33 protein-coding genes are annotated in these 23,374 nt (G+C 38.5%); 31 read left to right on the forward strand and 2 right to left on the reverse strand.

The features are described from left to right. From BVC89_RS12040 to BVC89_RS12095, 12 genes are all read left to right on the forward strand, one after another. Positions 1-1,020 carry a GDP-mannose 4,6-dehydratase gene (locus BVC89_RS12040; RefSeq protein ID WP_086931420.1) on the forward strand — a complete coding sequence of 340 codons (1,020 nt, stop codon included), beginning with the start codon at positions 1-3 and terminating at the stop codon, positions 1,018-1,020. Between the two features lie 24 nt (positions 1,021-1,044). Next, the gene (locus BVC89_RS12045) at positions 1,045-2,001 is read left to right on the forward strand and encodes a glycosyltransferase family 2 protein (RefSeq protein ID WP_086931421.1); all 957 of its coding nucleotides are present in this window, start codon (positions 1,045-1,047) and stop codon (positions 1,999-2,001) included. Between the two features lie 55 nt (positions 2,002-2,056). Then, complete coding sequence (locus tag BVC89_RS12050; RefSeq protein WP_158657891.1) at positions 2,057-3,391, forward strand: lipopolysaccharide biosynthesis protein; 1,335 nt, start codon at positions 2,057-2,059, stop codon at positions 3,389-3,391. Positions 3,392-3,423: 32 nt separating this feature from the next. Beyond that, positions 3,424-4,515, forward strand: coding sequence for a glycosyltransferase WbsX family protein (locus BVC89_RS12055; RefSeq protein WP_086931423.1), 1,092 nt, complete (start codon positions 3,424-3,426; stop codon positions 4,513-4,515). Further along, positions 4,502-5,233 (forward strand): glycosyltransferase, encoded by a 732-nt coding sequence (locus tag BVC89_RS12060; RefSeq protein WP_086931424.1) that lies wholly within the window; start codon positions 4,502-4,504, stop codon positions 5,231-5,233. Before BVC89_RS12055 ends, BVC89_RS12060 begins: the two co-directional genes overlap by 14 nt. 94 nt (positions 5,234-5,327) lie before the next feature. After that, on the forward strand, positions 5,328-6,494 hold the full coding sequence (locus BVC89_RS12065; protein ID WP_158657892.1) for a hypothetical protein: 1,167 nt from the start codon (positions 5,328-5,330) through the stop codon (positions 6,492-6,494). Next, positions 6,487-7,593 carry a glycosyltransferase family protein gene (locus BVC89_RS12070; protein WP_086931426.1) on the forward strand — a complete coding sequence of 369 codons (1,107 nt, stop codon included), beginning with the start codon at positions 6,487-6,489 and terminating at the stop codon, positions 7,591-7,593. The genes BVC89_RS12065 and BVC89_RS12070 overlap by 8 nt, the downstream gene beginning before the upstream one ends. A gap of 42 nt (positions 7,594-7,635) precedes the next feature. After that, positions 7,636-8,454, forward strand: a complete 819-nt coding sequence (locus BVC89_RS12075) for a glycosyltransferase (protein WP_086931427.1) — start codon at positions 7,636-7,638, stop codon at positions 8,452-8,454. Next, positions 8,451-9,410, forward strand: a complete 960-nt coding sequence (locus BVC89_RS12080) for an NAD-dependent epimerase/dehydratase family protein (RefSeq protein ID WP_086931428.1) — start codon at positions 8,451-8,453, stop codon at positions 9,408-9,410. The genes BVC89_RS12075 and BVC89_RS12080 overlap by 4 nt, the downstream gene beginning before the upstream one ends. A 153-nt stretch (positions 9,411-9,563) precedes the next feature. Beyond that, positions 9,564-10,682, forward strand: coding sequence for a GDP-mannose 4,6-dehydratase (gene gmd / locus BVC89_RS12085; RefSeq protein WP_086931429.1), 1,119 nt, complete (start codon positions 9,564-9,566; stop codon positions 10,680-10,682). Between the two features lie 3 nt (positions 10,683-10,685). Next, the gene (fcl, locus tag BVC89_RS12090; protein WP_086931430.1) at positions 10,686-11,651 is read left to right on the forward strand and encodes a GDP-L-fucose synthase; all 966 of its coding nucleotides are present in this window, start codon (positions 10,686-10,688) and stop codon (positions 11,649-11,651) included. A 22-nt stretch (positions 11,652-11,673) separates the two neighbouring features. Further along, positions 11,674-12,681, forward strand: coding sequence for an NAD-dependent epimerase (locus BVC89_RS12095; protein ID WP_086931431.1), 1,008 nt, complete (start codon positions 11,674-11,676; stop codon positions 12,679-12,681). 686 nt (positions 12,682-13,367) lie between these two features. Here BVC89_RS12095 and BVC89_RS12100 read toward each other — a convergent pair. Then, the gene (locus tag BVC89_RS12100) at positions 13,368-14,279 is read right to left on the reverse strand and encodes a phage integrase (RefSeq protein ID WP_425428392.1); all 912 of its coding nucleotides are present in this window, start codon (positions 14,277-14,279) and stop codon (positions 13,368-13,370) included. A 425-nt stretch (positions 14,280-14,704) separates the two neighbouring features. Further along, positions 14,705-15,103: a helix-turn-helix domain-containing protein gene (locus BVC89_RS12110; protein ID WP_086931434.1), complete on the reverse strand. Its 399-nt coding sequence runs from the start codon at positions 15,101-15,103 to the stop codon at positions 14,705-14,707. A 60-nt stretch (positions 15,104-15,163) separates the two neighbouring features. Between BVC89_RS12110 and BVC89_RS12115 the strand changes: the two genes are divergently transcribed. The 19 genes from BVC89_RS12115 (at position 15,164) to BVC89_RS12200 (ending at position 23,371) form a co-directional block, all read left to right on the forward strand. Continuing rightward, on the forward strand, positions 15,164-15,451 hold the full coding sequence (locus BVC89_RS12115; protein ID WP_103654257.1) for a hypothetical protein: 288 nt from the start codon (positions 15,164-15,166) through the stop codon (positions 15,449-15,451). 41 nt (positions 15,452-15,492) lie between these two features. Further along, complete coding sequence (locus BVC89_RS12120) at positions 15,493-15,849, forward strand: DnaJ-like cysteine-rich domain-containing protein (protein WP_086931436.1); 357 nt, start codon at positions 15,493-15,495, stop codon at positions 15,847-15,849. 202 nt (positions 15,850-16,051) lie between these two features. Continuing rightward, complete coding sequence (locus BVC89_RS12130; protein WP_086931438.1) at positions 16,052-16,249, forward strand: hypothetical protein; 198 nt, start codon at positions 16,052-16,054, stop codon at positions 16,247-16,249. Then, a complete protein-coding gene (locus BVC89_RS12135; RefSeq protein WP_086931439.1) occupies positions 16,246-16,485 on the forward strand; it encodes a hypothetical protein in 240 nt (79 codons plus the stop codon). Before BVC89_RS12130 ends, BVC89_RS12135 begins: the two co-directional genes overlap by 4 nt. 2 nt (positions 16,486-16,487) lie before the next feature. Next, positions 16,488-16,679 carry a hypothetical protein gene (locus BVC89_RS12140; RefSeq protein ID WP_086931440.1) on the forward strand — a complete coding sequence of 64 codons (192 nt, stop codon included), beginning with the start codon at positions 16,488-16,490 and terminating at the stop codon, positions 16,677-16,679. Then, complete coding sequence (locus BVC89_RS12145; protein ID WP_158657893.1) at positions 16,676-16,900, forward strand: hypothetical protein; 225 nt, start codon at positions 16,676-16,678, stop codon at positions 16,898-16,900. Before BVC89_RS12140 ends, BVC89_RS12145 begins: the two co-directional genes overlap by 4 nt. 12 nt (positions 16,901-16,912) lie before the next feature. Next, a complete protein-coding gene (locus tag BVC89_RS12150) occupies positions 16,913-17,143 on the forward strand; it encodes a crAss001_48 related protein (protein WP_086931442.1) in 231 nt (76 codons plus the stop codon). Then, on the forward strand, positions 17,136-17,390 hold the full coding sequence (locus BVC89_RS12155; protein WP_086931443.1) for a hypothetical protein: 255 nt from the start codon (positions 17,136-17,138) through the stop codon (positions 17,388-17,390). Before BVC89_RS12150 ends, BVC89_RS12155 begins: the two co-directional genes overlap by 8 nt. Further along, complete coding sequence (locus BVC89_RS12160; protein WP_086931444.1) at positions 17,387-19,078, forward strand: replication endonuclease; 1,692 nt, start codon at positions 17,387-17,389, stop codon at positions 19,076-19,078. Before BVC89_RS12155 ends, BVC89_RS12160 begins: the two co-directional genes overlap by 4 nt. A 20-nt stretch (positions 19,079-19,098) precedes the next feature. Next, positions 19,099-19,263, forward strand: coding sequence for a hypothetical protein (locus BVC89_RS29695; protein ID WP_158657894.1), 165 nt, complete (start codon positions 19,099-19,101; stop codon positions 19,261-19,263). Further along, positions 19,247-19,720, forward strand: a complete 474-nt coding sequence (locus tag BVC89_RS12165; RefSeq protein ID WP_086931445.1) for a hypothetical protein — start codon at positions 19,247-19,249, stop codon at positions 19,718-19,720. Before BVC89_RS29695 ends, BVC89_RS12165 begins: the two co-directional genes overlap by 17 nt. Beyond that, a complete protein-coding gene (locus BVC89_RS30345; RefSeq protein ID WP_245929385.1) occupies positions 19,705-20,229 on the forward strand; it encodes a hypothetical protein in 525 nt (174 codons plus the stop codon). Before BVC89_RS12165 ends, BVC89_RS30345 begins: the two co-directional genes overlap by 16 nt. Continuing rightward, on the forward strand, positions 20,168-20,755 hold the full coding sequence (locus BVC89_RS12170; protein WP_245929386.1) for a hypothetical protein: 588 nt from the start codon (positions 20,168-20,170) through the stop codon (positions 20,753-20,755). The genes BVC89_RS30345 and BVC89_RS12170 overlap by 62 nt, the downstream gene beginning before the upstream one ends. Before the next feature lie 135 nt (positions 20,756-20,890). Continuing rightward, positions 20,891-21,073, forward strand: coding sequence for a hypothetical protein (locus BVC89_RS12175; protein ID WP_086931447.1), 183 nt, complete (start codon positions 20,891-20,893; stop codon positions 21,071-21,073). 2 nt (positions 21,074-21,075) lie between these two features. Next, positions 21,076-21,894 carry a major capsid protein P2 gene (locus BVC89_RS12180; RefSeq protein WP_086931448.1) on the forward strand — a complete coding sequence of 273 codons (819 nt, stop codon included), beginning with the start codon at positions 21,076-21,078 and terminating at the stop codon, positions 21,892-21,894. 14 nt (positions 21,895-21,908) lie between these two features. Then, positions 21,909-22,181: a hypothetical protein gene (locus BVC89_RS12185; protein ID WP_086931449.1), complete on the forward strand. Its 273-nt coding sequence runs from the start codon at positions 21,909-21,911 to the stop codon at positions 22,179-22,181. Positions 22,182-22,185: 4 nt separating this feature from the next. Continuing rightward, the gene (locus BVC89_RS12190) at positions 22,186-22,407 is read left to right on the forward strand and encodes a hypothetical protein (RefSeq protein ID WP_086931450.1); all 222 of its coding nucleotides are present in this window, start codon (positions 22,186-22,188) and stop codon (positions 22,405-22,407) included. Continuing rightward, on the forward strand, positions 22,404-22,760 hold the full coding sequence (locus BVC89_RS12195; RefSeq protein ID WP_086931451.1) for a hypothetical protein: 357 nt from the start codon (positions 22,404-22,406) through the stop codon (positions 22,758-22,760). Before BVC89_RS12190 ends, BVC89_RS12195 begins: the two co-directional genes overlap by 4 nt. Further along, complete coding sequence (locus tag BVC89_RS12200) at positions 22,760-23,371, forward strand: hypothetical protein (protein WP_086931452.1); 612 nt, start codon at positions 22,760-22,762, stop codon at positions 23,369-23,371. Before BVC89_RS12195 ends, BVC89_RS12200 begins: the two co-directional genes overlap by 1 nt. Positions 23,372-23,374 lie beyond the last annotated feature (3 nt).

A 23,374-nucleotide genomic window follows, 5' to 3' on the forward strand; every position in this document is an offset into this window, starting at 1 on the left:
ATGAAAATACTTATTACAGGCGGCTGTGGCTTTTTAGGTAGTAATTTAGCTTCACATGGAATATCTAGTGGTTATGATATTATAGTGTTTGATAATCTCTCTCGTTTGGGAGCTACAGCAAATCTAGAGTGGTTAAAAAAACAAGGTGATTTTGAATTTGTACACGGTGATATTCGAAATAAGAATGATGTTTTCCGGCTCATAAAAAATATAAAACCAGATGTTATCTTTCACTTAGCAGGTCAAGTTGCGATGACGACTTCGCTAGCTAATCCTTATATGGATTTCGAAGTGAATGTGGGCGGTACAATTAATTTGCTTGAATCTGTTAGGCGGTATAATAATCGAGCCATAGTCGTATATTCGTCTACAAATAAAGTTTACGGTGATTTAGAACAATATTCTTACAAGGAGCTAAGTACTCGTTACGAATGCTCTGATTTCCCCCATGGTTTTAATGAGCAAATAGGTTTAGATTTCCATTCACCTTATGGTTGCTCAAAAGGCGCAGCTGACCAATATATGCTCGATTATGCAAGGTTGTTTGATATGCAAACAGTAGTATTTAGACACTCTTCAATGTATGGAGGGCGTCAGTTCGCAACGGCGGATCAAGGATGGATTGGTTGGTTCTGTCAAAAAGCGGTCGATTTAAAAAAAGACGAAAAAAGTCTTCCCTTCACAATCTCCGGTAATGGAAAGCAAGTGAGAGATGTCCTTCATGCAGAAGATATGGTTAGACTATATTATGGCGCTATAGACAATATTAACAAAATTGCAGGTGAAGTGTTCAATATTGGTGGAGGAATGAATAACAGTTTGTCTTTACTCGAATTATTCTTGCTTCTAGAGCAGAAAATTGATGTAGAGCTTTTATATAAAAATATTCCCGTGAGGTCAAGTGACCAGAAAGTGTTCGTGGCTGATATTTCTAAAGCATCGAATCTGCTGAATTGGAAGCCTATAATAGATTCAAATTCTGGAGTTACCAAAATGCTTGAATGGTTGCAAGAGTCTTGATTAATTCAATTTATAGCACATAGTATGAAAAAAAAATTAGTTAGTATTGTCATTCCTACCTATAATCGTTCTAAATATATTGTTGATACAGTGAATTCAGCTATTGGTCAGACATATGACAATATTGAAGTTATAGTTGTTGATAATAATAGTGAAGATAATTCTTGGGAGCTTTTAAATGAAGCGTTTTCTGATGTTTCAAATGTATTTTTATATCGGAATCCAGATAATATTGGTCCAGTAAGGAATTGGCAAAAAGCTATTAATTTTGCAAACGGGGAATACATAAAAATATTATGGTCAGATGATTTAATTGCACCCGATTTCATTGAGCTATTTTTTAAGAGTATTAGCGGGGTTGAAAAACAGTGTGGTTTTGGTTTTAGTGCTGTTCAACCAATAGATGCTGCTGGCAATTATATTGATGATGTTTGGTATAACGTGTTAGAAAAGGGAGTGCATGATACCTCATCGTTTGCAATAAATTCAATTTTGGGTAACGGTAATTACCCCGTGTCACCTGGATGTGCAATATTTAAAGCTGATATATTGAAAAACGATTTATTGTTAACATTTCCAAACCCTATGAATATTGATTTATCAAAAGTCGCTATTGGAAATGATTTGCTTTTGTTCCTATTTGCGTGTGAAAAATACCCGTCTTTTAGTTTTTTTCCGGAAAAATGCAGTTATTTTAGGTCTCATAGCGATTCTATATCGATTAAAGATGGTGCTGAAAAGCTTCGCTACTATTACACCCTTTCTAAAGTTTATTTTTTGACTGTAACTACCAAGTTTAGCTCTATTAGAAGCGTGCTTAACTTCAAAATAAAAATTGACATACTAAGAGGAAAGTATAAAAAGTTTAATGTTAAACATATAGCTGATTTCTATATGGAGAACCAAGATTATCATTCTTATGGCTTTCGCGATGCCTTTCGCTTCATAAAGTATCTTATAAGCCGGTCTTTGTGCAATTAAACTCTATATGTTTATTGTTTTTTTTGTAGCTCTTTTGTTAGCTTAGGTAATGCTTTTGGATATTGATAGTAGATATAAAAAGTTTGTTAGTCAGTTAAAGGGGGCGTTTTTTTTTAAGCTCTTGGCGATATCTATTTCTTTTTTAACTGTCCCTCTAGCGTTGGAGTATCTAGGGGAGTCTAAGTACGGTATCTGGGCAACAGTATTATCGATGATGTCATGGGTGTTGATTTTAGATCTCGGGTTAGGCAATGGGTTGAGAAATAAGGTGACAGAAGTGCTATCTGGTGGCGAGCATAATATGAAATCTAAGGAGTATATATCAACAGCGTACATTGCTGTTTCGATTGTTTGTTTCTTTTTGATATTAGTATTTAATACTGTAGTGAGCTATGTGCCATGGAATAATATACTTAACACTGTAGATGTTTCAGTAGAAACTCTTAAACTCATGATGGGTGTTTCTTTCAGTTTTATATTGATAAATTTCTCTTTTTCTTTGGTAAATCAAGTCGCTCATGGTATTCAGTTTTCCAGCCTTGTTGTGTTTTCTCAATTTTTTTCGAGCTTTATACTTTTACTACTTCTTATTTTTCTAATTAAATTTACATCTGGAAATTTAGTATATATTGCTTGGATCTACGGTGTTTCTCAGCTGGTTTCTAATATTGGAGTGTCCGTTTGGTTTTATAGGCGAAGGCCGGAGCTAACACCTAGTGTTTTTTACTTCAATATCTCAAGATTAAAAGAAATGTTCTCTTTAAGTGTGCGTTTTTTTGTAATCCAAATTGCTGCAGTTATCTTGTTTTCTACGGATAGGTTTATAGTAATTCAGTTATTTGACCCTAAAGATGTTGTCAATTTAGATGTGGCTCTAAAGTTATTTAGTGCCATAACAATAATTCATGGAGTTATAGTAACTCCTTTATGGCCTGCTTATTCAGACGCATATCATCGTAAAGATTATTGCTGGCTTAATAGTATGCTAAAAAAGCAAACGAAGGTGTTCTTTTTGGTGACGATTATGACCCTTTTTCTTTTTTTATTTTCTAATCACATATTTGATTTTTGGCTTGGTGGTAATTTTGAGATTAAGTTTGAGTTAATTGCCTCTGTCGCCTTATTTGTTACGATTCAAGTATGGAATAATGTATATGCAGTATTTTTGAACGCAGTTAATAAATTAAAACTACAAATGTATACCTCAATATTTGCGCTTATTTTTAATATTCCTCTTTCTATTTTCTTTGTAAAGTACTTGGAGTTTGGTGTATATGGTGTAATTCTCGGAACTATAGTTACGTTATTTGCTTTTTCTATTTTAGGGCCGATTGAAGTGCATAAAATATTGGCAAAAAAGGTAACGTTAGATAAGAGTCCTAGCTACTAATAAATTAATTGTTTAAATAATTTTAAAATATTATGAAGAAAATAGAGCCAAAATATATAGCATTTTACTTGCCTCAGTTTCATCGGATTCCTGAAAATGATGAATGGTGGGGAGAAGGGTTTACTGAGTGGGTGAATACTGAAAAAGCTGTGCCTTTATTTCACGATCATTATCAACCGAGAAAACCGGCAAATGGGAACTACTATAATCTAAATGATATTAATGTGTTACGCTGGCAAGTTGATTTGGCAGATAAACATAATGTTCATGGTTTCTGCTTTTACCACTATTGGTTTAAAGGGAAAAAGTTACTCGAAAAACCTGCTGAGTTATTTCTTTCGTCACCAGATATAGGTGGGCGATTATGTTTTTCTTGGGCAAATGAGACTTGGTCAAGAACTTGGAATGGCACTGACAAAGATATTCTTATTAAGCAGAGTTATGGAGAGGAAAATGACTGGCTAGATCATATTCGATATTTGATACCTTTCTTCAAAGACGAGAGATATATCAAAGTAAATGGCCGACCGATGTTTCTAATATATAATATCTCTAAAATTAAGAAATTTGAGGATATGATCAATGTTTGGAATCGAGAGCTTGATGCAGAAGGTTTGTTGCCTATTCATGTGGTAGAAACTTTAAACTCGTTTAATTTGGGTGTCAAATCAGATTTAATCGATGCCCAAGTTGAATTCGAACCATGGTATACGATACGAAATGATTGGAAATTACGGTTATTGATGAAGATAAAGAGGACAGTTAGATCTGTATTTCGGAAATATGATGAGATCCCCCGAATTTTTCATTCAACTATACCATATAATAGGCTGGTTTCTAGATCCCTTGAGCGCGATGTAAGTCGTAGTATTTATAAAGGCCTATTTCCTGACTGGGATAACTCAGCACGTAAATCCCATTTGAAAAACTCAACAATTGTTTCAGGTGCTTCTCCCGATAAATTCGGGGATGCTATTTTTGCAATGAATAAACTTGCTAGTGAGGGTAGCAGTGGAGAATATATTTTTGTCAATGCATGGAATGAATGGGCTGAGGGTGCATATTTAGAGCCTGATACTAAATACGGGACGCAATATCTAGAGAAGCTCAATGAAAAATATTAATGCTCCGATGTTTACTATTGCAATAGTTTCCTATAACGCAGAGGATACAATAAGAGATACTTTAAATAGTATTATTAGGTTTCGCGGTAGTAATGCAGAATTAATTGTTGTCGATGGCTGCTCAACGGATTCTACTACCGATATTCTAGAATCGTATTCTGAGCATATTGATATGCTTATTTGTGAGCCAGATAATGGTATTTATGATGCGATGAATAAGTGTGTCGATATTGCTAGAGGCCAGTGGTTAATCTTTATTGGGGCGGATGATAAGCTATGTATAGACTTGAATAGCCTGACTAATCATACCACTGACCCTGATATATCCTACTATGGTAATGCATATTTTATCAATAAATGCTCCTACTATGGAGGAAAGTTCAATAAAATAAAAATATTCTACAGAAATATATGTCACCAATCAATATTTTACTCAAAGTCTTTTTATAAAAATGAGTATTATAACTTGGATTATCCTATTCGAGCAGATCATGTATATAACATGAAGTTAATTCTTTCGGGGAAGGCGGAGCATATTGATATGTGTATATCACATTATAATGATGCTGGAATAAGTAGTATCAACGCAGATTCAAATTTTCAAAAAAAACGTTGGGAAGTCTATTGTTCGCTTGCGCCAAAAAGATATATATATGTTGTCTGGTTTTTTAAATTACTATCTAAAGTAGTTAAGTTTTTTAGATATGAACGTAGTTGATTTCCAGATATTGCTAGGGCTAAACGCCTACGAATACATCGTTACGTTTATATTTTTATTGGCCCCGTTTATTCTGTTGTATAGATATCTCCGATTGTCAATCTCTGACCCTTGCTTTTGGGGGGTGCTATCTGTTTTTTTCAGTTTAAATATGATTATTTATCTGTTTTTGGTGGATATGATCTCTGAGTTTCATTTGTTTGTTTTCTTATTGTCTCAAGTTCTTTATATAGTGGGTTTAATGTTGTTTGACCCATTCGCTAAAAAAAGAATAAATTATAGTGTTGTAAAGAAACCAAGAGAAGCTGCTGATATAGGTAACTCATATTTTTACTTTGTTTTGTTTTTTAGCTTATTTATATATTTCTTAGCGGTGTTTGTTGTATTTGCATTTAGTGGTATACCTTTGTTGATGGAAAGTCGTTTAGACACTTTCTCCGGAGGTGGGGGGTTTGGCGTTTTTTCAAGAATCCTTGACGTGTCTTCATATTTGTTAATCTTTTCTTCTGTAAGTCTCTTGGTTAGAAAAAAAGCAGTTGGTCTCCAGATACTTATTTTGATGTCTTTTGTTGCGATATCTGTTTTGATGGCAAGCAAGTCAGCTGTATTACTTATATTGTTTTCATACTTTTTGGTTCTTAGTTATGAGGGAAAAAAAGTAAGAGTTTCAAAAAGACAAATTTTTCTGTTATTGGTCTTCCTTACGGGTTTTTACGTCGTTGTAAATGAAGTGGATGTTTTTACCGCTTTTCTGTATATGTTGCAGCGAGGAGTTAAATTTGCAGATGTTTATTTTATGGCGTTACCTAATAATAACTATGAAAACTTAAACGTGTCTTCTAATATTCTAGAAGCCTTAATGGGGGATTTTTTAGGTTTGACTCGCCTATATAGTTGGTCTGATTTTGGGGAACCTCTAGGCTATCAAATATTTAATACTGTTCATGAAAATAATACAATCTCTCAGGGGCCGAATGTCCGCCTGGATATTTTTGCATTTATTTATGGAGGGCCAGGATATTCTATCTCTTTAAGCCTTCTGTTTGGTGCTGTTATCTCCTATTGCCGTTCTCGCGGCTTTAGTTTGATTGTTGGTGAGTCGATTTTTTCTCGTTATATTTTCGGTTTTATATATATAAAGATATGCACTGTAGTTACTGATCCTGTTTTAGCTTTTAGCAACTTAAATAATATGTTTTTTTTGTTATTTATTCTCTTTTTTATTGCTATTTTTTATTTTTCGAGTAAAAAAAATGCTTAATCGTAAAGTAATCGTTATTTCAAATGTAAATGAGCTTTCAGCTGCTCTTAGATGCAGAGTTTTAGCCCCACTAGCTACTGTTTTGCGTGGAAATGAAGGTCGGTTCTCCAAGTGGTTTTTTTATTCAGCCGAGACCACGAAAACAATCCAGACGCTTAGCTTGTCATCTCTTCCGATATTGTTTTTTCTGCTATTAAAAGATTGTATATTTTTTCTTAAAAATTTTTTCTTATTCAAAGGTAAAACAGATATTGTTATTGTGAAAAACTACATACTCCCTTTATTTGGTGGGCGTATCGAGAAAATTATTGCGAGCCAACTCAATCCAAAATACATTATATATGATATTGATGATGCGATATATTTAAACTCCAAAACTAAATCTAATAGATATTTTAGGTGGATGAGAAATGCAAAAAGCAAGGTTGCTTTCTGGATTAAAGAGGCAGATTATGTTATGTGCTCAAATAAATTCATTTGGGCTGACCTGCAAGGCTTATGCCCAGATGTTCTAAGTAAGCCCCACTCCCTAACAATTACATTTCCTCCAAACTATATATATTTTAACTGTGCTAGTGATATTCGAGGCTGTAAGGAATCACTAGTTACCAAATATGTTTGGCTAGGTTCCCCACATACTCAAGATAATCTTGCACTTTGGAAAGATTGGATTGTATTTTTATCTTGTCAGGAAGATGTTCGTGTTGAATTGGTCGGTGTTTCAGAGGATTTTGATATGTTTGAAGATAATGATAAAATACTAAAAACTCGATGGTCGATAGATAATGAAAAACGCGCTTTAAGAGAATCTCATTTTGGGCTTAACCCACTGGTTGATAATATCTTTGAGTCTAGAAAAAGCGCTTATAAAGTTATCCAGTATTTTCATGCTGGCGTTATACCAATTGTCTCGGATGTGGGTATAAATATGGATTTAATTCGTGATGTTGGAGGCTATACAATAAATGATTTTAAGTCAAAGTGGAGAAAATTATCGTGTTTTGATATAGATTTAAGCTTACTGCTTTACACTAAGAGCAAAGATTTTTCTTTAGATGCTACTATAAAAAATTATCAAAATATTTTCGATAGTCTGTGATGTTCGTCAGATGAAAGTTCAAATTTTTAGTTATTAGTTTGTATGAATTTTTCTGTTTTAATGAGTGTTTATAAAAACGACCGCCCTATATATTTTGATAGGGCTATTGAAAGCATTTCCTTTTCTCAAACGCTAGAGCCTGATGAGCTAGTTTTAATTTGTGATGGGGAAATTACTGAGGAACTTGGTGCTGTAATAGAAAAATGGAAGGCGGCCCTACAGGATCGTCTCGTGTTAATTCGCTTAGAATATAATAGAGGTTTAGCGTTTGCCCTCAATGAAGGTTTAAAACATTGTACTAATGATATTGTTGCGCGTATGGATGCTGATGACATAGCTTTGTCTAATCGGTTTGAAAGTCAAGTGCCCTATATGAATTTAAACCCTGATGTTGCAGTATTAAGTTCCTGGGTGGAAGAAATTGACCCTGAAACTGAAAAAGTACTAGGTGTTAGAAAAGTGCCGCCTTGTGATTATTCTATAAGACGGATGGCTGAAAGACGAAACCCAATAAATCATCCAGTTTCTATTTTTAGAAAATCTGCAGTGTTGGATTTAGGGGGATATCCTAATTTTCGCAAATCCCAAGACTACGCTTTGTGGTCGTTAATGCTAAACAATGGTTGTAAGATGGCAAATTTACAGAAGGTTCTTTTAAAAATGAGGGCTGGCGACGCCTTAATGTCTAGGAGGGGGATGGAGTATTTCAAGCATGAACTTAAATTGCTTTCTTTTCAGCGAAAAATTGGTTTTATATCCTGGTATAACTTTATAGTTAATTGCTCTATCCGCGCCTTTTTTAGGTTGGCGCCTAGTTCTTTGCAGTTAGTGATGTATAGAGTATTGAGGTTGATCAAATGAATCATATACAAGTGGTGGGCGGTGCAGGTTTTATTGGTAGTCGTTTGTGTAAACTTTTGCACAAAGATAATCTCAGTTTTAGTATATTAGATCTTAAGGAAAGTAGCTTATTTCCAGAACTTTCTAAAAAAGCCGATGTTCGAAGTGTGAATCAACTAGCGAATGAAGTCGAAAGCTCTAGTTGTATTATTAACCTTGCCGCTGAACATCGCGACGATGTTACTCCTTTATCTTTATATGATGAAGTGAATGTTAACGGAGCCGAGAATATATGTAAAATTGCGGAGCAAAAGGGTATTAATAAAATAGTATTTACAAGCTCGGTTGCTGTTTACGGCTTTGCTCCGCCTGACACAGATGAGTCTGGTGATATCGCTCCTTTTAATGATTATGGGCGCACTAAGTATGAAGCTGAAAAAATATTTATCAGTTGGCAAAGAAAAGATCCTCATCAGAGAATGCTGAGTATTATTCGCCCCACGGTAGTGTTTGGCGAAGGTAATAGAGGTAATGTTTATAACCTCCTTAGGCAGATATCTAGTGGTCGTTTTATTATGATTGGTTCTGGAAATAATAAAAAATCTATGGCTTATGTTGATAACGTGGCCCAATTTATTAAACATTCATTAAACTTTGCACCTGGCGTACATATATATAACTATGTAGACAAGCCTGATCTCACAATGAATAAACTTGTTTCTTTTATTAATAGTGTCGTTAAAGGTAATCATACAGTTGGTTTTAGATTGCCTTATTTTGTCGGTTTAATTGCAGGAAGTGTATTCGACTTGCTTGCTAAGTTAACTGGAAGAAAGCTTCCAATTAGTACAATAAGAGTTAAAAAGTTTTGTGCAACTACTCAGTTTTCCAGTAAAGCAAAGCAATCTGGCTTTAAACCATTAGTGGATTTGAGTGAGGGACTAAAGAGAACAATAGAATCTGAGTTTTTGGACTAGTTTAGTAAATTGTACTTGGTATCAATGTTTAAGCCATAGGTACCCTAAATTTATATGATTGGCCTGTCTTCTTTATAAGTAGCGATCTAGCATATGTTGTTTTAGAAGCTAAGTTGCTATTCAATTTCAACCTAATTATATTCTGGAGGTCTTATGAAAAAGGCATTGATAACAGGTATTACTGGTCAAGATGGCTCTTATTTGGCAGAGTTTTTATTAGAAAAAGGGTATGAAGTTCATGGTATAAAACGTCGATCTTCCCTTTTCAATACGGAACGTATTAATCACATATATCAAGATCCTCATGAAGATAACCCTATGTTTCATCTTCATTATGGAGACTTGACAGACTCATCAAACCTCACCAGCATCATACACGATGTTCGCCCTGATGAAGTGTATAATCTTGGAGCTCAGTCTCACGTAGCGGTATCATTTGAGTCACCGGAGTATACTGCCGATGTTGATGCATTGGGGACTTTACGACTTCTTGAAGCTATTAGATTTCTTAAGAGAGAAAAGGATGTTCGCTTTTATCAAGCTTCTACGTCTGAACTCTTCGGTTCTGTTCAAGAAATACCTCAAAAAGAAACGACACCTTTTTATCCTCGTTCGCCTTACGCTGTCGCGAAAATGTATTCATATTGGATAACCGTCAATTATCGAGAGTCTTATGGTATCTATGCTTGTAACGGGATACTTTTTAACCATGAATCTCCTAGGCGTGGAGAAACATTTGTTACTAGGAAAATAACAAGAGGTATAGCTAATATAGCGCTAGGTATAGAAAGCTGTTTATATCTTGGTAATATGAATGCTTTAAGAGACTGGGGGCACGCAAAAGATTATGTTCGTATGCAATGGATGATGTTGCAACAGGATAGTCCTGATGACTTTGTTATTGCAACGGGTGAGCAAATTTCGGTTCGAAGTTTTGTAAATATGTCTGCGCAATATGCGGGTATGACAATAAAGTTCTCTGGTGAGGGTGTGCATGAAATCGGTACAGTTATTGAAGTCGATAACTCTATCGCTCCAGGCGTAAGTGAGGGGGATGTGGTTGTTAGGGTTGATCCTCGTTATTTTAGGCCTGCGGAAGTAGAAACACTACTAGGTGATCCCTCCAAAGCGAAAAGGGAGCTTGGTTGGGAGCCGGAAATAAGTGTTGAGGAAATGTGTAAAGAAATGCTTTGTTCGGATTTGGATAAGGCGAAGAGATATAAGTTGCTAGAATCACACGGTTATAATATGTCGGTTGCCAAGGAAAACTGAAAGATGACTACCTGTAAAAGAATTTATATTGCTGGCCATAATGGAATGGTCGGTTCCGCTCTTAGAAGGCGTCTTGATTTGCAGAAAGATTTGGAGATTGTTGTTAGAGAGAGAGACGAATTAGATCTTTTGTCTCAGGCGGATGTTAGTCATTTTTTTAGAACAGAAAATATAGACGAGGTTTACCTTGCGGCTGCGAAGGTTGGCGGTATTCTAGCCAATAATGATTTTCCTGCCGACTTCATTTATGAAAACCTAATGATTGAGAGTAACATTATACATTCTGCGCATAAATCTAATGTTCAAAAATTGTTATTTCTTGGCTCATCATGTATCTATCCTAAACTTGCATCCCAGCCAATAAGCGAAAGTGCACTTTTAAGTGGTTATCTTGAGCCTACTAATGAACCTTATGCAATTGCAAAAATTGCCGGAATAAAATTATGTGAATCATATAACCGTCAATACAAGAGGGACTATAGATGTGTTATGCCAACTAATTTATACGGTGAGAACGATAATTTTCACCCTAAGAACTCGCACGTTGTTCCTGCTTTAATTAGTCGTTTTCATAAGGCAAAAGTTAATAATGAAAACTCTATTAGTGTATGGGGCAGTGGAAAGCCTATGAGAGAATTTCTTTACATAGATGATATGGCAGAAGCTTCAATCTTTGTTATGGAGTTGGAGAAAAGTGTGTATCAATTTTCAAATCGTTTAGTTTCTCATGTCAATATCGGTACGGGCATTGATTGCTCTATAAGAGAATTAGCGGAAACTATAGCTAAGGTTGTCGGCTTCAGGGGAGATATTTTGTTTGATTTATCTAAGCCTGATGGAACTCCACGTAAATTATTGGATGTTTCGCTCCTAAAAGATATGGGGTGGAATCACAAAATTGACTTATATGATGGTTTAAATAGAACTTATAAGTGGTTTTTGCAGAATCAAGACAGGATCAGAACATAAACTAATTAGTAGTAGAATATATATGAAATACTTGGTTACTGGTGCCGCAGGATTTATTGGTTTTCATGTGTCGAAACGCCTGTTAGATGATGGGCACTATGTTGTTGGTGTTGATAACTTAAATAGTTATTATGATGTCTCATTGAAAAAATCTAGGCTTGTCATTTTAAGTGATCGAAGTTCCTTTAGGTTTTTTACTACAGATCTTGCTGATGAGGTTAGTGTAGCTAGTCTTTTTTCTAGTGAAAAATTTGATAGGGTGATCCATTTGGCTGCTCAGGCCGGTGTGCGTTATTCTATCGATAATCCAATGGCATATGCTCAGAGTAATCTACTTGGGCATATGACTGTGCTTGAGGGGTGTAGAAATAATTCTATAGAGCACTTAGTTTATGCTTCAAGTAGCTCTGTTTATGGGATTAATAATGAGCCTCCATTTTTGGAGTCTATAGGATCAAATCATCCAATATCAGTTTATGCGGCCACAAAGAGGGCTAATGAACTGATAAGTCATTCATATTCTCATTTATACGACCTACCCACTACAGGGTTGCGTTTTTTTACCGTTTATGGCCCCTGGGGGAGGCCAGATATGGCTCTATTTAAGTTTGCTAAGAACATTTTTGAAGGTGAACACATCAACGTATACAACAATGGTGAGCTATACAGGGATTTTACATATATAGACGATATAGTTGAAGGCATAATAAGAATCCAGGGCGTTATTCCTGAATCTAAGTCAAGTTTTAATGTTGAGTGCTCTGATCCATCTACTAGTTGGTGTAATTATCGTTTATATAATATAGGAAATGGAAAGCCTGTAAATCTAATGAGATTTATCGAAGAGTTAGAAAAGTGTATCGGTATTAAAGCAAAAAAGAGATTTTTGAAAATGCAAAGTGGAGATGTTTATACAACTCATGCAGATACAGATAACTTGTTTCAAGCTACAGGATATAGGCCCAGAATATCTATTGGTGAGGGTGTTAAAAGATTTGTTGAGTGGTATAAAGATTTTTATGATGTTTAATCTATGTGTAAACAGTCTTTGTTATGGCCAAATTGAAAAATAAGCACCAATTTTGAACGGCCCGGTCACTTATTGAAGTGTTTTTGAAAGAAGGTATGTAAGCGATATTCACTATCGCTCAATGAATCAATTGTTGCAATGTTTACCAAACAAGGCTACTTACTTTCTGAAGCCGCTAAGTCACATTTTTTCCAGCTTGCCAATTGTATGACTAAAAATCTAATTGAAAGTCGGGTAAGATGCTTATGTAATAAAAACAGGGAGTTTCTAGTAGAAAAGAAATCTTAAAAAAATAAGCGTGTTCCTTGCGGGAGGGCTGAAGCAATGTTGAAATATATATTTCAACAGAAAAATCATGATTCCACAAGCTCAATGTAGCAATACGAAGCTGTGAGGGTTATAAGCCATGTGAATATTTTTTAGAGTATGCGTTAGTAGATAGCATTAGATCTAATGAATGAAAAAAATCAAGAACAAGGCTAGTGTGCTTGGGTTTTCTAGATTGTCGAGAGCGTTTATGCGAGCACCTCAGGCAAAAAGAATTTATAATCAATTATTTGAACATGGTTACAGCCAAAAATAGTACACATTTACTTATTTTCAATGTTTTTTGGCTCCGCCTGCTGGGCTCGAACCAGCGACCCAATGATTAACAGTCATTTTAAGCTAAAAAAACCCCTTTAAAATCAAGCAGTTGGAAATGGCCAAAATATGTTTGGCGGTTTTTGGAGGTTTTCGGCGGTTTCTGGCGGTTTTTGCTGATACATTTCAAAGTCTGTTAGCGGATTATATTTGAGCACATCGACTAAATGATATTCAGCAAACTGCGCATATATCATTGTCGTTTCTATCGATTCGTGATCTAAGATTTTTTGCAGGTCGTTAATGCGGCCTCCTTTTCTGATAAACGATTTTGCGAAAGTGTGGCGGAGTACATGGGTAAGTTGATTCGCTGGCAAGTCGATTTTCAATTCATCAATGACGCGCTGAAAAACCTTGTATCCGTCGCGCAGTGGTAAGTTATCGAGAATAAGTTTTTCTAATATCGAGGATATTGGTAGTGTGCGCGGGTTGCCGTTTTTTGTTTCGACGAACGTTACTTTGCCATGCTGTATATCTTCTTTCTTGAGTGACAATGGCTCACTCCAGCGTGCACCTGTTGCCAAGCACACTTTGGCTATGATATGCGCGTCGCTTTCTCTGCTCTCTAGCGCATGTAAAAGTTTGCGTATTTCTCCAATGTCTAAACATCTTACTTTCGGTTTTTTAGAGTCCTTCAGCTTTTTGATCTTTGCTATAGGGCTCTCGTATTTCAATTCACCGCAGTCAATGAGCTGATTAAAAACTGACTTTAGGTAAGTCAGGTCGTGATTTGCTGTATTGATTGACACTTTCTCAACACGTCGAGCGCGAAACTCGATGTAGTCGCTGGTTGTAAATGTGGATGCGATCGGGTCGCCCATTTCTGCAATGATATTGTGCAGATAGCTTAGGCGTGATTCGCCGGATGTAAGTGTTTTACCATAAAGCTTGAACCACAAGTCAGCTAAATCTGAGAGCTTGCGCGAATCGCTAGGTGCTGTGGTTTCTTTTTGGATTTCTGCTGTTAGCTGTCGTCTGAAAAATGCTGCTTCGGCTTTATTTGAAAAACTGCGAGATAAGCGCGGATCAGTTGCGGATAAATTTAGGTGCGAAAGGTCGGGCCAGAATCGGCCATCTTTTTTTTAACTGTCATAATATTTTCTAGTGTAGTCCGTAAATACTGTTTTAATATACAGTAGTTTGTAATAGCTTATATGTAATCATTAGCACGAATATAGCTATGAGTCAAATCACATGGGTGCGTAAATTTATATGCCATTTTTCTACTGAATTTTTGGATTCTTGAAACTAATAGTTATCAATTGTGTGTTGAATGTTACAAAATACGATGAAATAATGTGCGCCAAATGTATGGGAGATGTATAAATGAGTGCTAAAAAGACGCGACGCACGAAAAATTTACGCCGCGAAGTTGCCGGGTTTAGTCATCGTGATCAGATTTCGGCTTGTCATGCTTTGTGTCTGTTAGTTGTCGTCGATAAGTCATCAAGTGACCGATGTACTCATCAAGCAGGTCAATCTGCTCCTCCGTCGCACGATCCAGAAGCTCTGCAAACAGCTCATTGACTGTTATGTTTTGTCTTTTTAGTTCAGCTGCTAAATAACCAATGTTTTCGTCACTGTCATCTTGAGTTAAAAAAAGTGAGTATTTTTTAAACTGAGGATGGCTTGTAATTTTTGTCAGTGCATGTGCTGGTACTGTTTTGCCGGCCTCCCAGCCGTTATATGAGCTGGGTTTTACTCCTATCATTTCCGCAAATTGTGTTTGAGTTAAGCTTTCCTGGTCTCTCACAAATCTAATTTTTTCGCTGATATTCATTTTTTACTTGACTTTTATCCTGATCGGGATATTCTTGTTTTATATTATCCTGATCGGGATATGCAGATTCCGATCAGAGTTTTTTTAGCTTCAATTATTGAGATTAGCACACAGTGTGCTGTCGTATTAGGTGTACAAATGTCCAGTCTTTTTAATATCGATGTCCGCTATATCACGGTGAAAGAGTACGCAAAGCGTATGGGTGAAGGTGCGAGTGTCGAGACAGTCAAGATGCTAATTGACAAAGGAGTGATACCGACGATGGAGCGCGAAAATTCAGGCGAAAAAATATTCATAGATTTGGTGAAAGACTTTTTGAACGGTTCGGGATTAAACGACGAATCCTAGCGCTTTCTCACTTAACACATTCTGAACATGGCGTTTAAGTTATGTCATTAAAAAAATACATTGAATTCGCGACCCATAGATATTCCTATCAATTAAATGCGTTGGCAAAAGAAGAGCATTCTGTACCTGTTGAGTGCCGTTGCTCTTTGTGTAAAGGCATAGGTTATTTAATGGCTCGCACATCATTTGCGGCAATGCCAACGTCGAGCCAGCAAATGTGTGATAACGCAGGCCGAACAATTTATTCAACAGAATTAATGCCCTGTCCTACGTGTAAAGGTAGTGGCTGGGATTCGGACGCAGTAGCTCAACATGCAAAAACATTAAATACGCAAGAGCTATTTGAAGAAAGAGATTTACTTCAGGAAGACGACGATCAAGAGGACGACGCAGCATGAACAAATTCGAAAGTATTAAATACGTAACAAGCATTGGCATTATTACATGCGATGCATTGACGGCCATAAATTTAAAAATTGATGCGGCGCGTAAGGCGATCGGCATTGTAAATAAATTAAAGCCTGGAAAATATAGGCTAAAGCATATAAGCAACTGTTTTAAAAAGCTTAATAGGTTAATTAAATTACGGGGTTTGTTGAAATGAAAATAAGTAGTTTTTGTGATTTAGAATTTTTTGCGAGAAAAAAAGGATTTGGAGTTATAGAAAGGCGTTACGGCGTTTTCCGTGAAGTTTTGGTGTTTTCTCCTGGGGTTGAGGGATGCAGTATTTTTACTGGTAAGCGCCGATATCAAAACGCAGCTAATTATATTGTGGGTTGTTTGGAGGCGGAAAAATGAAGCCAGTAGAAGCCAAAGAGTTTATTAACTTTAGGTCTGCGTGCACCTATATTGATGAAAAGACGGATGAAGGTTTTCAGGCGACGGTATTAAAGTACATGGGCGCTGTGACTGTCACGATATGGCCGGTGAATGGCGGCGGTGCTGTTCGCGCTGAAGAGCCGCAGCTTGGAAGGCATGTATGGAATATTATCAATAAAAACCGCAAAGGTGGTTTGCGGCCCTTGGGGTGCTAGTAATGAGGGCGCGTTATAAGACTTCGAATTATAGAAAGGCTATCGGTGTTAAGCGCGGTGCGGAGTCTGTTACTAATTCTCAGCGCGGTATTTCGCTTGGTGAGCTTCGTATGATGCGCAATGTGATGAGAAAAACGGATGGCATGGGTGGCCCTTGGTTTTATCAGTATGCAATTAAAGGTGGGTTGTTGTGATGATTGATGAGTTATCTTTTGTGGGTATTTCTATTTTAATTGTTGCGGTTGGTGTGGTTGTTGTCGCTTATGTTTTGTCGCTAGACAAAAGGCAGGCGGATGCTGTGTTGGGTTTTATAGCTTGTGTTTTTCTTATTTTTGGTGTGGTGGTGTGTGTCGTTGAGGTTATGCCGGAATGCAAAAACAAGGTGTATTTTTATTGTCCTGAATACGTTTGGTAGGGGGGGGTAGTCATGAAAGTTGAAAGTCTGGAAAACAGTGTTGTATTTAGGTTGAAAAAAGAGCTTCGTGATTTAACAGAGAAGCTTTCTAAGTTGAATGATTTTCTATCGAGTGAGCGTCTGCATGGGGTTAGTGATCAGCAGGCGAGCATTATGGAAGAGCAGTTTGTTCATATGCATAACTACCGGCTTAACCTTATGGGTCGCATCTATTTGATAACTAAGGGTGGTTGTAATGAGTAGCGAAAAATTATCGACAGGTTTTGAGCGTCGCAGAAAATACTATATCAGTGTGTTGATTGATGAGTTCAATGAAGTAAAAAGGATTTTGGATTATATGAGAGGGTTTTCATCTGGCGTTGAATTCGAAAAGGCGTCAGAGGATCAGAAAAATAGTTTTGGTATTGGGTTTGAAGAATTGCGCTCTCGTCAATCTGAGTTGCAAAAAGAAATTTGTGCTGAAATGTTTAGCGAGAACATTCCCTTTTGATTGATATAAAGAATGGCAAAGAGGAGCACGAGAAGTGGCGCTCCTCGATTTATCGTCGTCACCCTGGCGTTTCTGAATATCTTAAACGTGAACACGCACGTATTCAGCGTAAAACGGGTTTTGGTGATGCGGATGCATGGCTTGCTAATACTGCGAATAGATTAAAAATAGGCCGTAGCGGTCTCTCGTGCGATTGCTGCGATACGCGGATAAAAGACTATGCGGAAGCGAAGGCGAAAAAAACTCAGCGCCAAATATTTTTTGAGGCGAGCGAAGTTAAAAGGCTGGCTATTTCAAAAGAGAAGCAGGCGTGCCACGTCACCGAGTTTATTCGAGACGTCGTCGAAACGGCTGGCGTAGCATTTCCTTTGAAGTCTGAAGAGGACGGTTATTCTGATAAAGAAAGAATCGCCGCGTTTGCGCGTGTGTGTGATCCTGCGTGGTGGCGTCGTCAACTGCGCAAAATTGCGTCTCGTCAATTAGAAGCTGTGCTGCGCGATATGGGAGCGGTTGCGCTGAACAAAGCCAAATACCTGAGTAACTTTAGTTTGCGTCGCCGAGCGGATCAACAGCGGCGAAATCGTCGTTTGTTGGAATCTCTGGAAGCTGTTAACGATAAAGGCCAAGTGTATACGCTGGCGGAGCTTTCAGACCTGTCTGTTTCTAATCCTATAAATCGCTACAACGAGTTAATGACGCGGTTGCATGGTGTCCAAGAGTACGCGAAGGACTCAGACTATCACGGCGTAAAGTACGCTTGTCTTTTTTTGACTTTGAGCGCGCCGAGTAAATACCACGCGATGACCTTTCGTCGCTGGAAGAATAAAAAAGGTTTTTCTGTTAAGCGCAATCCTAATTATGTCGGTTTTACTCCTCGCGAGTGCAATGATTATTTGTGCGATGTGTATGCGCGCATTCGTGCAGAGTGGGCGAGAAGAGATATCAAGCCTTTTGGCTTTCGCATGGTAGAGCCTCACCACGACGGCACGCCACATTGGCACTTAGCGATGTGGTTTCCTGAAGATAAGATAATTGAAGCCAGTTACGTGTTTCACCATTACGCCTTAGAAGAGGATAGCGACGAAAAAGGTGCTCGCGAGTCGCGCTATAAGATTGTTTATATTGATCCAGATAAGGGGTGTGCGGTGGCGTACTGCTGCAAGTACATTTCTAAAAATATTACCGGTTTTAATGTGGGTAAAGATTCCTATGACGGCGATGCTATAGAAGCGGCGCTACGTATTGAGGCATGGAAAAGCACCTGGGGCATTCGCCAGTTTGATTTTAAGAATATGCCCAGTGTGACGGTCTGGCGTGAAGCAAGAAGAATAAAGAATTCTGAGGTGCGCATTTACCTTTCGCCAGAAGCGGAGGCCATTATTGAGGCGGCGTGTGATGGCGATTGGCAACGTTATATGGATTTAATGGGAGGTGTTGATTGTGCTTTAGAAGATCGTCCTGTTCGTGCGTGCATGATTGATCGCGACGATGAGAATAAATACGGCGAGATATTGGCGGTGTTTGATGGGCTGTTGTTTAGCGAGCATGGGGAGCATGTGGAGACTCGTGTTTATACGTGGGAAGTGAGACGGGCGACCTTTACGGCCAATACAGAGGCGTGGAGTACGTCGTTGAGGGGTTTTTCAGAAAGGGGCGGGAACCGCCCCATCTTGGATTTATATCAATAACTGTACTGGAGGTTTTTAATGTGGATGGATTTATAAAAATATTTAAGTTTTGGGGATGGCTTAATGTTGTTTTTAAAGCGGTCTTAATTATCTCTATTTTAATCGCTACGGTTTCCGTTGCTGTTGGTGGAGGTCGTTTTTTAATTGAGTGGGAGCCGGGGGTGAAGTATGGCGAAGTCAGATAATGTGCAAATTGGTACTTGGAAATGCTCGTGCTGTGGTGAAGATGCCAAGGTTTTTCAAACTAAAAAGCGTGGTGCTCACTTCTATACATATTGTGATGCGAGTGGTTGGAACCAGGGTACGCGTGCAGCACGTCAAAACAAAATATGGCGTGAGGCATCGTTTAAACCGGGTTTAACCGTCACTAGACCGTCCAATGTAACCGAAAGTGAACCGAATGTCGTAACCGAGGTAAGCGAAGACGAACCGATCGTAACAACCGAATTAACCGAAGTTGAAGTGATCGCAGAGACCGAGCTAACCGAAAATTTAGGCGAAGTTGAAACCGACTTTAATCCAAATGAAGCGGCGGAGCCGTCGAGCGAATTGGAGGAGTCTGGTTCGCGCTTGCCTAATATTGTTGCCGGTATCGCTTTGATTGGAAGTGCTATAGGGGGCTGGCTGTGGACGAATCATTGATTGATCAGCTGATCAATAAATATGAAGCCGATGAGCAAAAGCCAAAAGATGAAGTTGCGTCGGTTGAAAGTAAGTCGGTCGATCCTGGCGAGAATGCACAAAATTTATCGAAGCTAACGGTTAAAGGTATTGAAATTCTAGGTAAGGCAATGGATCGTCGTGTAGGTTTTCAAGATGATGTATTTGAGGAGGGAAAGAAGGAGCTTTCTCCATTTTTTGAAAAATATAATCTGGGTATCGGTGTTGATTCTGTGCCGTACTCGCCAGAACTTCGATTTGGTTGGTTTATAGGTAAATTACTTAAGTCCACATGGTTGGTTGTTCAATCATTGAAAAAGCAGGATAAGAAAAAAGAGGCACAAAAAGATGGCGATAAACGAGAACACAATGTTGCCGAACCGCCACACGCTGTATCTAGCGAGGAGCGGCCACGGGAAGAGCCAGTGCATGATAAGGAAGGCGGAGCCGCTAGCCCGTGGTTCGAGGGTGATTCTATGGGACACGAATAAAGACCACAGAAAATATCAAGGGACAACGGTGTATGGTTTTAATAAGCCTGCAAAGTTTTTTGACGCTTTGCGACGCTCTGTTGAAAGTGGTAAGGGTTTTAAAATTGCTTATACAGGTGAAGGTGACACTGAGCTTTTTGAGGATTTTTGCGCGGTTATTTGGAGTGTGCTCGATGGAAATAAAGAGACACATGTTGTTGCTGAAGAGTACGGGGCTGCATGTGAAGGAGCGGGGCCAATACAAATTAAAAGACATCCGTATCATAAAAAATGCTGGCAAGAAGGGCGTAAATATAACTTGATTTGGCAGGCGACAAGCCAGCGTCCTCAGTCGATAAGCAAGGACGCTGTTGAAAATGCCGGTATTATCTGGGCGGGCAGTATGGGTTTAAATGCTGCTAAGCGTGTGGGTGCTGAAATAGATGTAAAAGTTGATCAGCTAAGGGCGTTGAGAGTGGGGGAATTTTATCGCTGGGATATTTCCGGTGATACTGAAAAAGTAAAAGTGTTTACACCTAAAAAATGATCATTTTTAACCGAAGTAACCGAACTATTAAACCGAAGTAACCGAACTATGGTCGACGATTAACCGAAGTGTCCTGTTTTATATAAAAGCAATTTAAAAAAATATTTGAAAAATTAGCTTTGGCGGGACAATTTTATGAATCCATTGAGAGACGTTCGACAATCTGTCGAGCGAAATGTTGATACAAAAATCGCGGTGTCTACAGCGGTAGGTGTTGCAGGGATGGGCTTAGTTGCGTATCTCTTTCACAAGTCGAATGTGAAAGCACTTAAAAAAGTGGCTGATATTGCGACTGCAAAAAAGACAGGGGGTAAATAATCATGCGTATTGAAAAACGTATGCCCTCATTCAATTCTGTGAGTGCTGGTAACACTGCGTCAATTAGTTTGCCCATCGGTAGACGGTATCACATGCTTTATCTGTTTTATTCAGGTATCACGCTTGCGCAAATGACTGAAATTCGCATCAAGGCGAACGGTAAAGTCTTTCAAAAGTTTAGCGCTACTGAGCGCGATATCATGAATCAGCACAAAAAGCTTGAGCCTGCCAACGGAATTTTAAGAATTCCGTTTGATCGTGTTGGCTTAAAGCGTCGAGACCAAGAGGAGTTGACCGCCGTTAATACTGCGGTTCCTGATGTTCGCGGTAATGCAATTAATTCATTCACACTTGAAATTGATATAGCCGAAGGTGTTACAGCGCCATCATTAAAAATTGAAGCGTCGCAAAGTGCAGCAATTCCAGGTGGCCCTGGTTTAATGATGAATATACGTCGTGAGTCGCGATCTATAAATGGCGCGGGTGAGCTTGAAGTTTCCGACTATCTTTATGGCACTCCCGTTTCGCAGTCGTTTGATTGCATGTATGCCATTCCAAGTGCTGGCTCTATTTCAAAAATTCGTATGGAGCGAAATCTTGAGACATTTTGGGAGCGATCAGCGGAGCTAAATGAAATGGTGCAATTTGATGGTGTGCGCCAACCTATTAGCCCTTGGTTTAGTGTCGATGGGCTTGAGCTTGGTTATGGTGGTAATGCTTTTGACCTTCGAAATTTAAATGACTTTCGTGTCATTTATAACTGCTCTGAAGCTATGACTGTAAAAAGTGTCTTCGAGTATATAGGTGTGCTCGGTAATTAATTGGCAGGTGAATTATGTTTCGAGAGCTTTTAACAGACGTCGGTGGATTTTATCGTGACATCAAAGTTGCGGAGGCAAGCGGCGTAAATACAGGGCGTGAAGTTGTGGGAGTGCGTCCTGAGACTGTGCCCGATCAAACGACTGTTGCAATACCTGAAAACTCGGCGCGATCTGCGGTAACAGTAGATAATAATTTTTATGTGGGTGGTGTTGCAATAAATAAAAATATTTTATTTGCTACCGGTGGTGTTATTGCGACGCTGGCAATATCGCGTTTAGTGGGGTGATGATATGAATCCTGCAAGTTTATTGGGTGGGGGCGGCGCATCTCTTCAGCAAAGCGCGAGTTCTGGCGCTAGCGGAACTGGCGGTGATAGTAGTGGCAGCTCCGCTAGTGGTGTAAAAAATATATCGTTCGGCGGTGGCAACCCAAACACTGTTGGCGGTTTTTTTTCTAATCCACTTGTACTTGTTGCTGCTGTTGCTGGTATTTATTTGGTAATGAAAAAATGATTAGCATTATTAAAAAGCCATGGACAAGCGATACTGACGATAAATTTAAAATATCGGGCGCCGGTGATTTGCATATTATTCGTGATCAAGTAAAAAACGGTATTGCGGAGCTGTGGCATTGTAAAAGTAAAAAATCAGAGGGGTGGGCGGTAACGCGAGTTGATGAGCCAAACGAGTTTTGTTTGGTTCTCGGTGAAGGTTCGGGCATAAAAGAATTCGTGCCTTACTTTGTTAAATATGCGCATAAAATGGGATTAGATTTGCGTGTACACGTCCAGCGTCGCGGCATGATAAGAATAATGCAATCTATGGGTTTTGAGTTAAACGAATATGTGTTGAGGTGTAAAAAATAATGTCTACAAGTAGTCGAAGTCGCTCATCACAAAATACAAGCAGTACTAATTCAACGCGTGATACTACAACGACATCCGGTGATAATCGAGTAACAGACTCTGGCAATATCGGCGGCAATGTAACGCTTGGGGAAACAACAGGTAATGTCACGATAGAGCAAACGGATTTCGGTGCGCTGGATGCTGCGCAAGAAATTAATATAGCAGCACTGGATTTTGGCGCGGATGCACTGGAAACCGTCGACGAAATAGCGGACGGCTCGGTAAGTGCCGTCGCTAACATTGCTGAGGACTCAATAGCTAGCGCAAATGGATTGGCTGAGGATGCGCTAGATATCGCAGGGGATGCGCTGACAGATAGTTTTAACTTCGGTGAGTTTGCAGTGAATGAAATTAGTGAATCAAATCAAACGTTGATTTCTGAAACTGTGGACGCGTTGCAATTTTTTTCGCAGCAGAATGCGCAAGTCACTGATAGGGCTTTAGCTTTTGCTACAACTGCAAATACAAGCGAGGGGGCCTTGGTTGCTCAAGATGGTATAAAAACGGTGGGTTTAGTTGGTGGCGCTGTTGCGCTGGGTCTTGTTGCGTTAAGTTTTAAGGGGAAATGATAA

The sequence above is a fragment of the Agarilytica rhodophyticola genome, assembly GCF_002157225.2.
GTDB classification, from domain to species: Bacteria; Pseudomonadota; Gammaproteobacteria; order Pseudomonadales; family Cellvibrionaceae; genus Agarilytica; species Agarilytica rhodophyticola.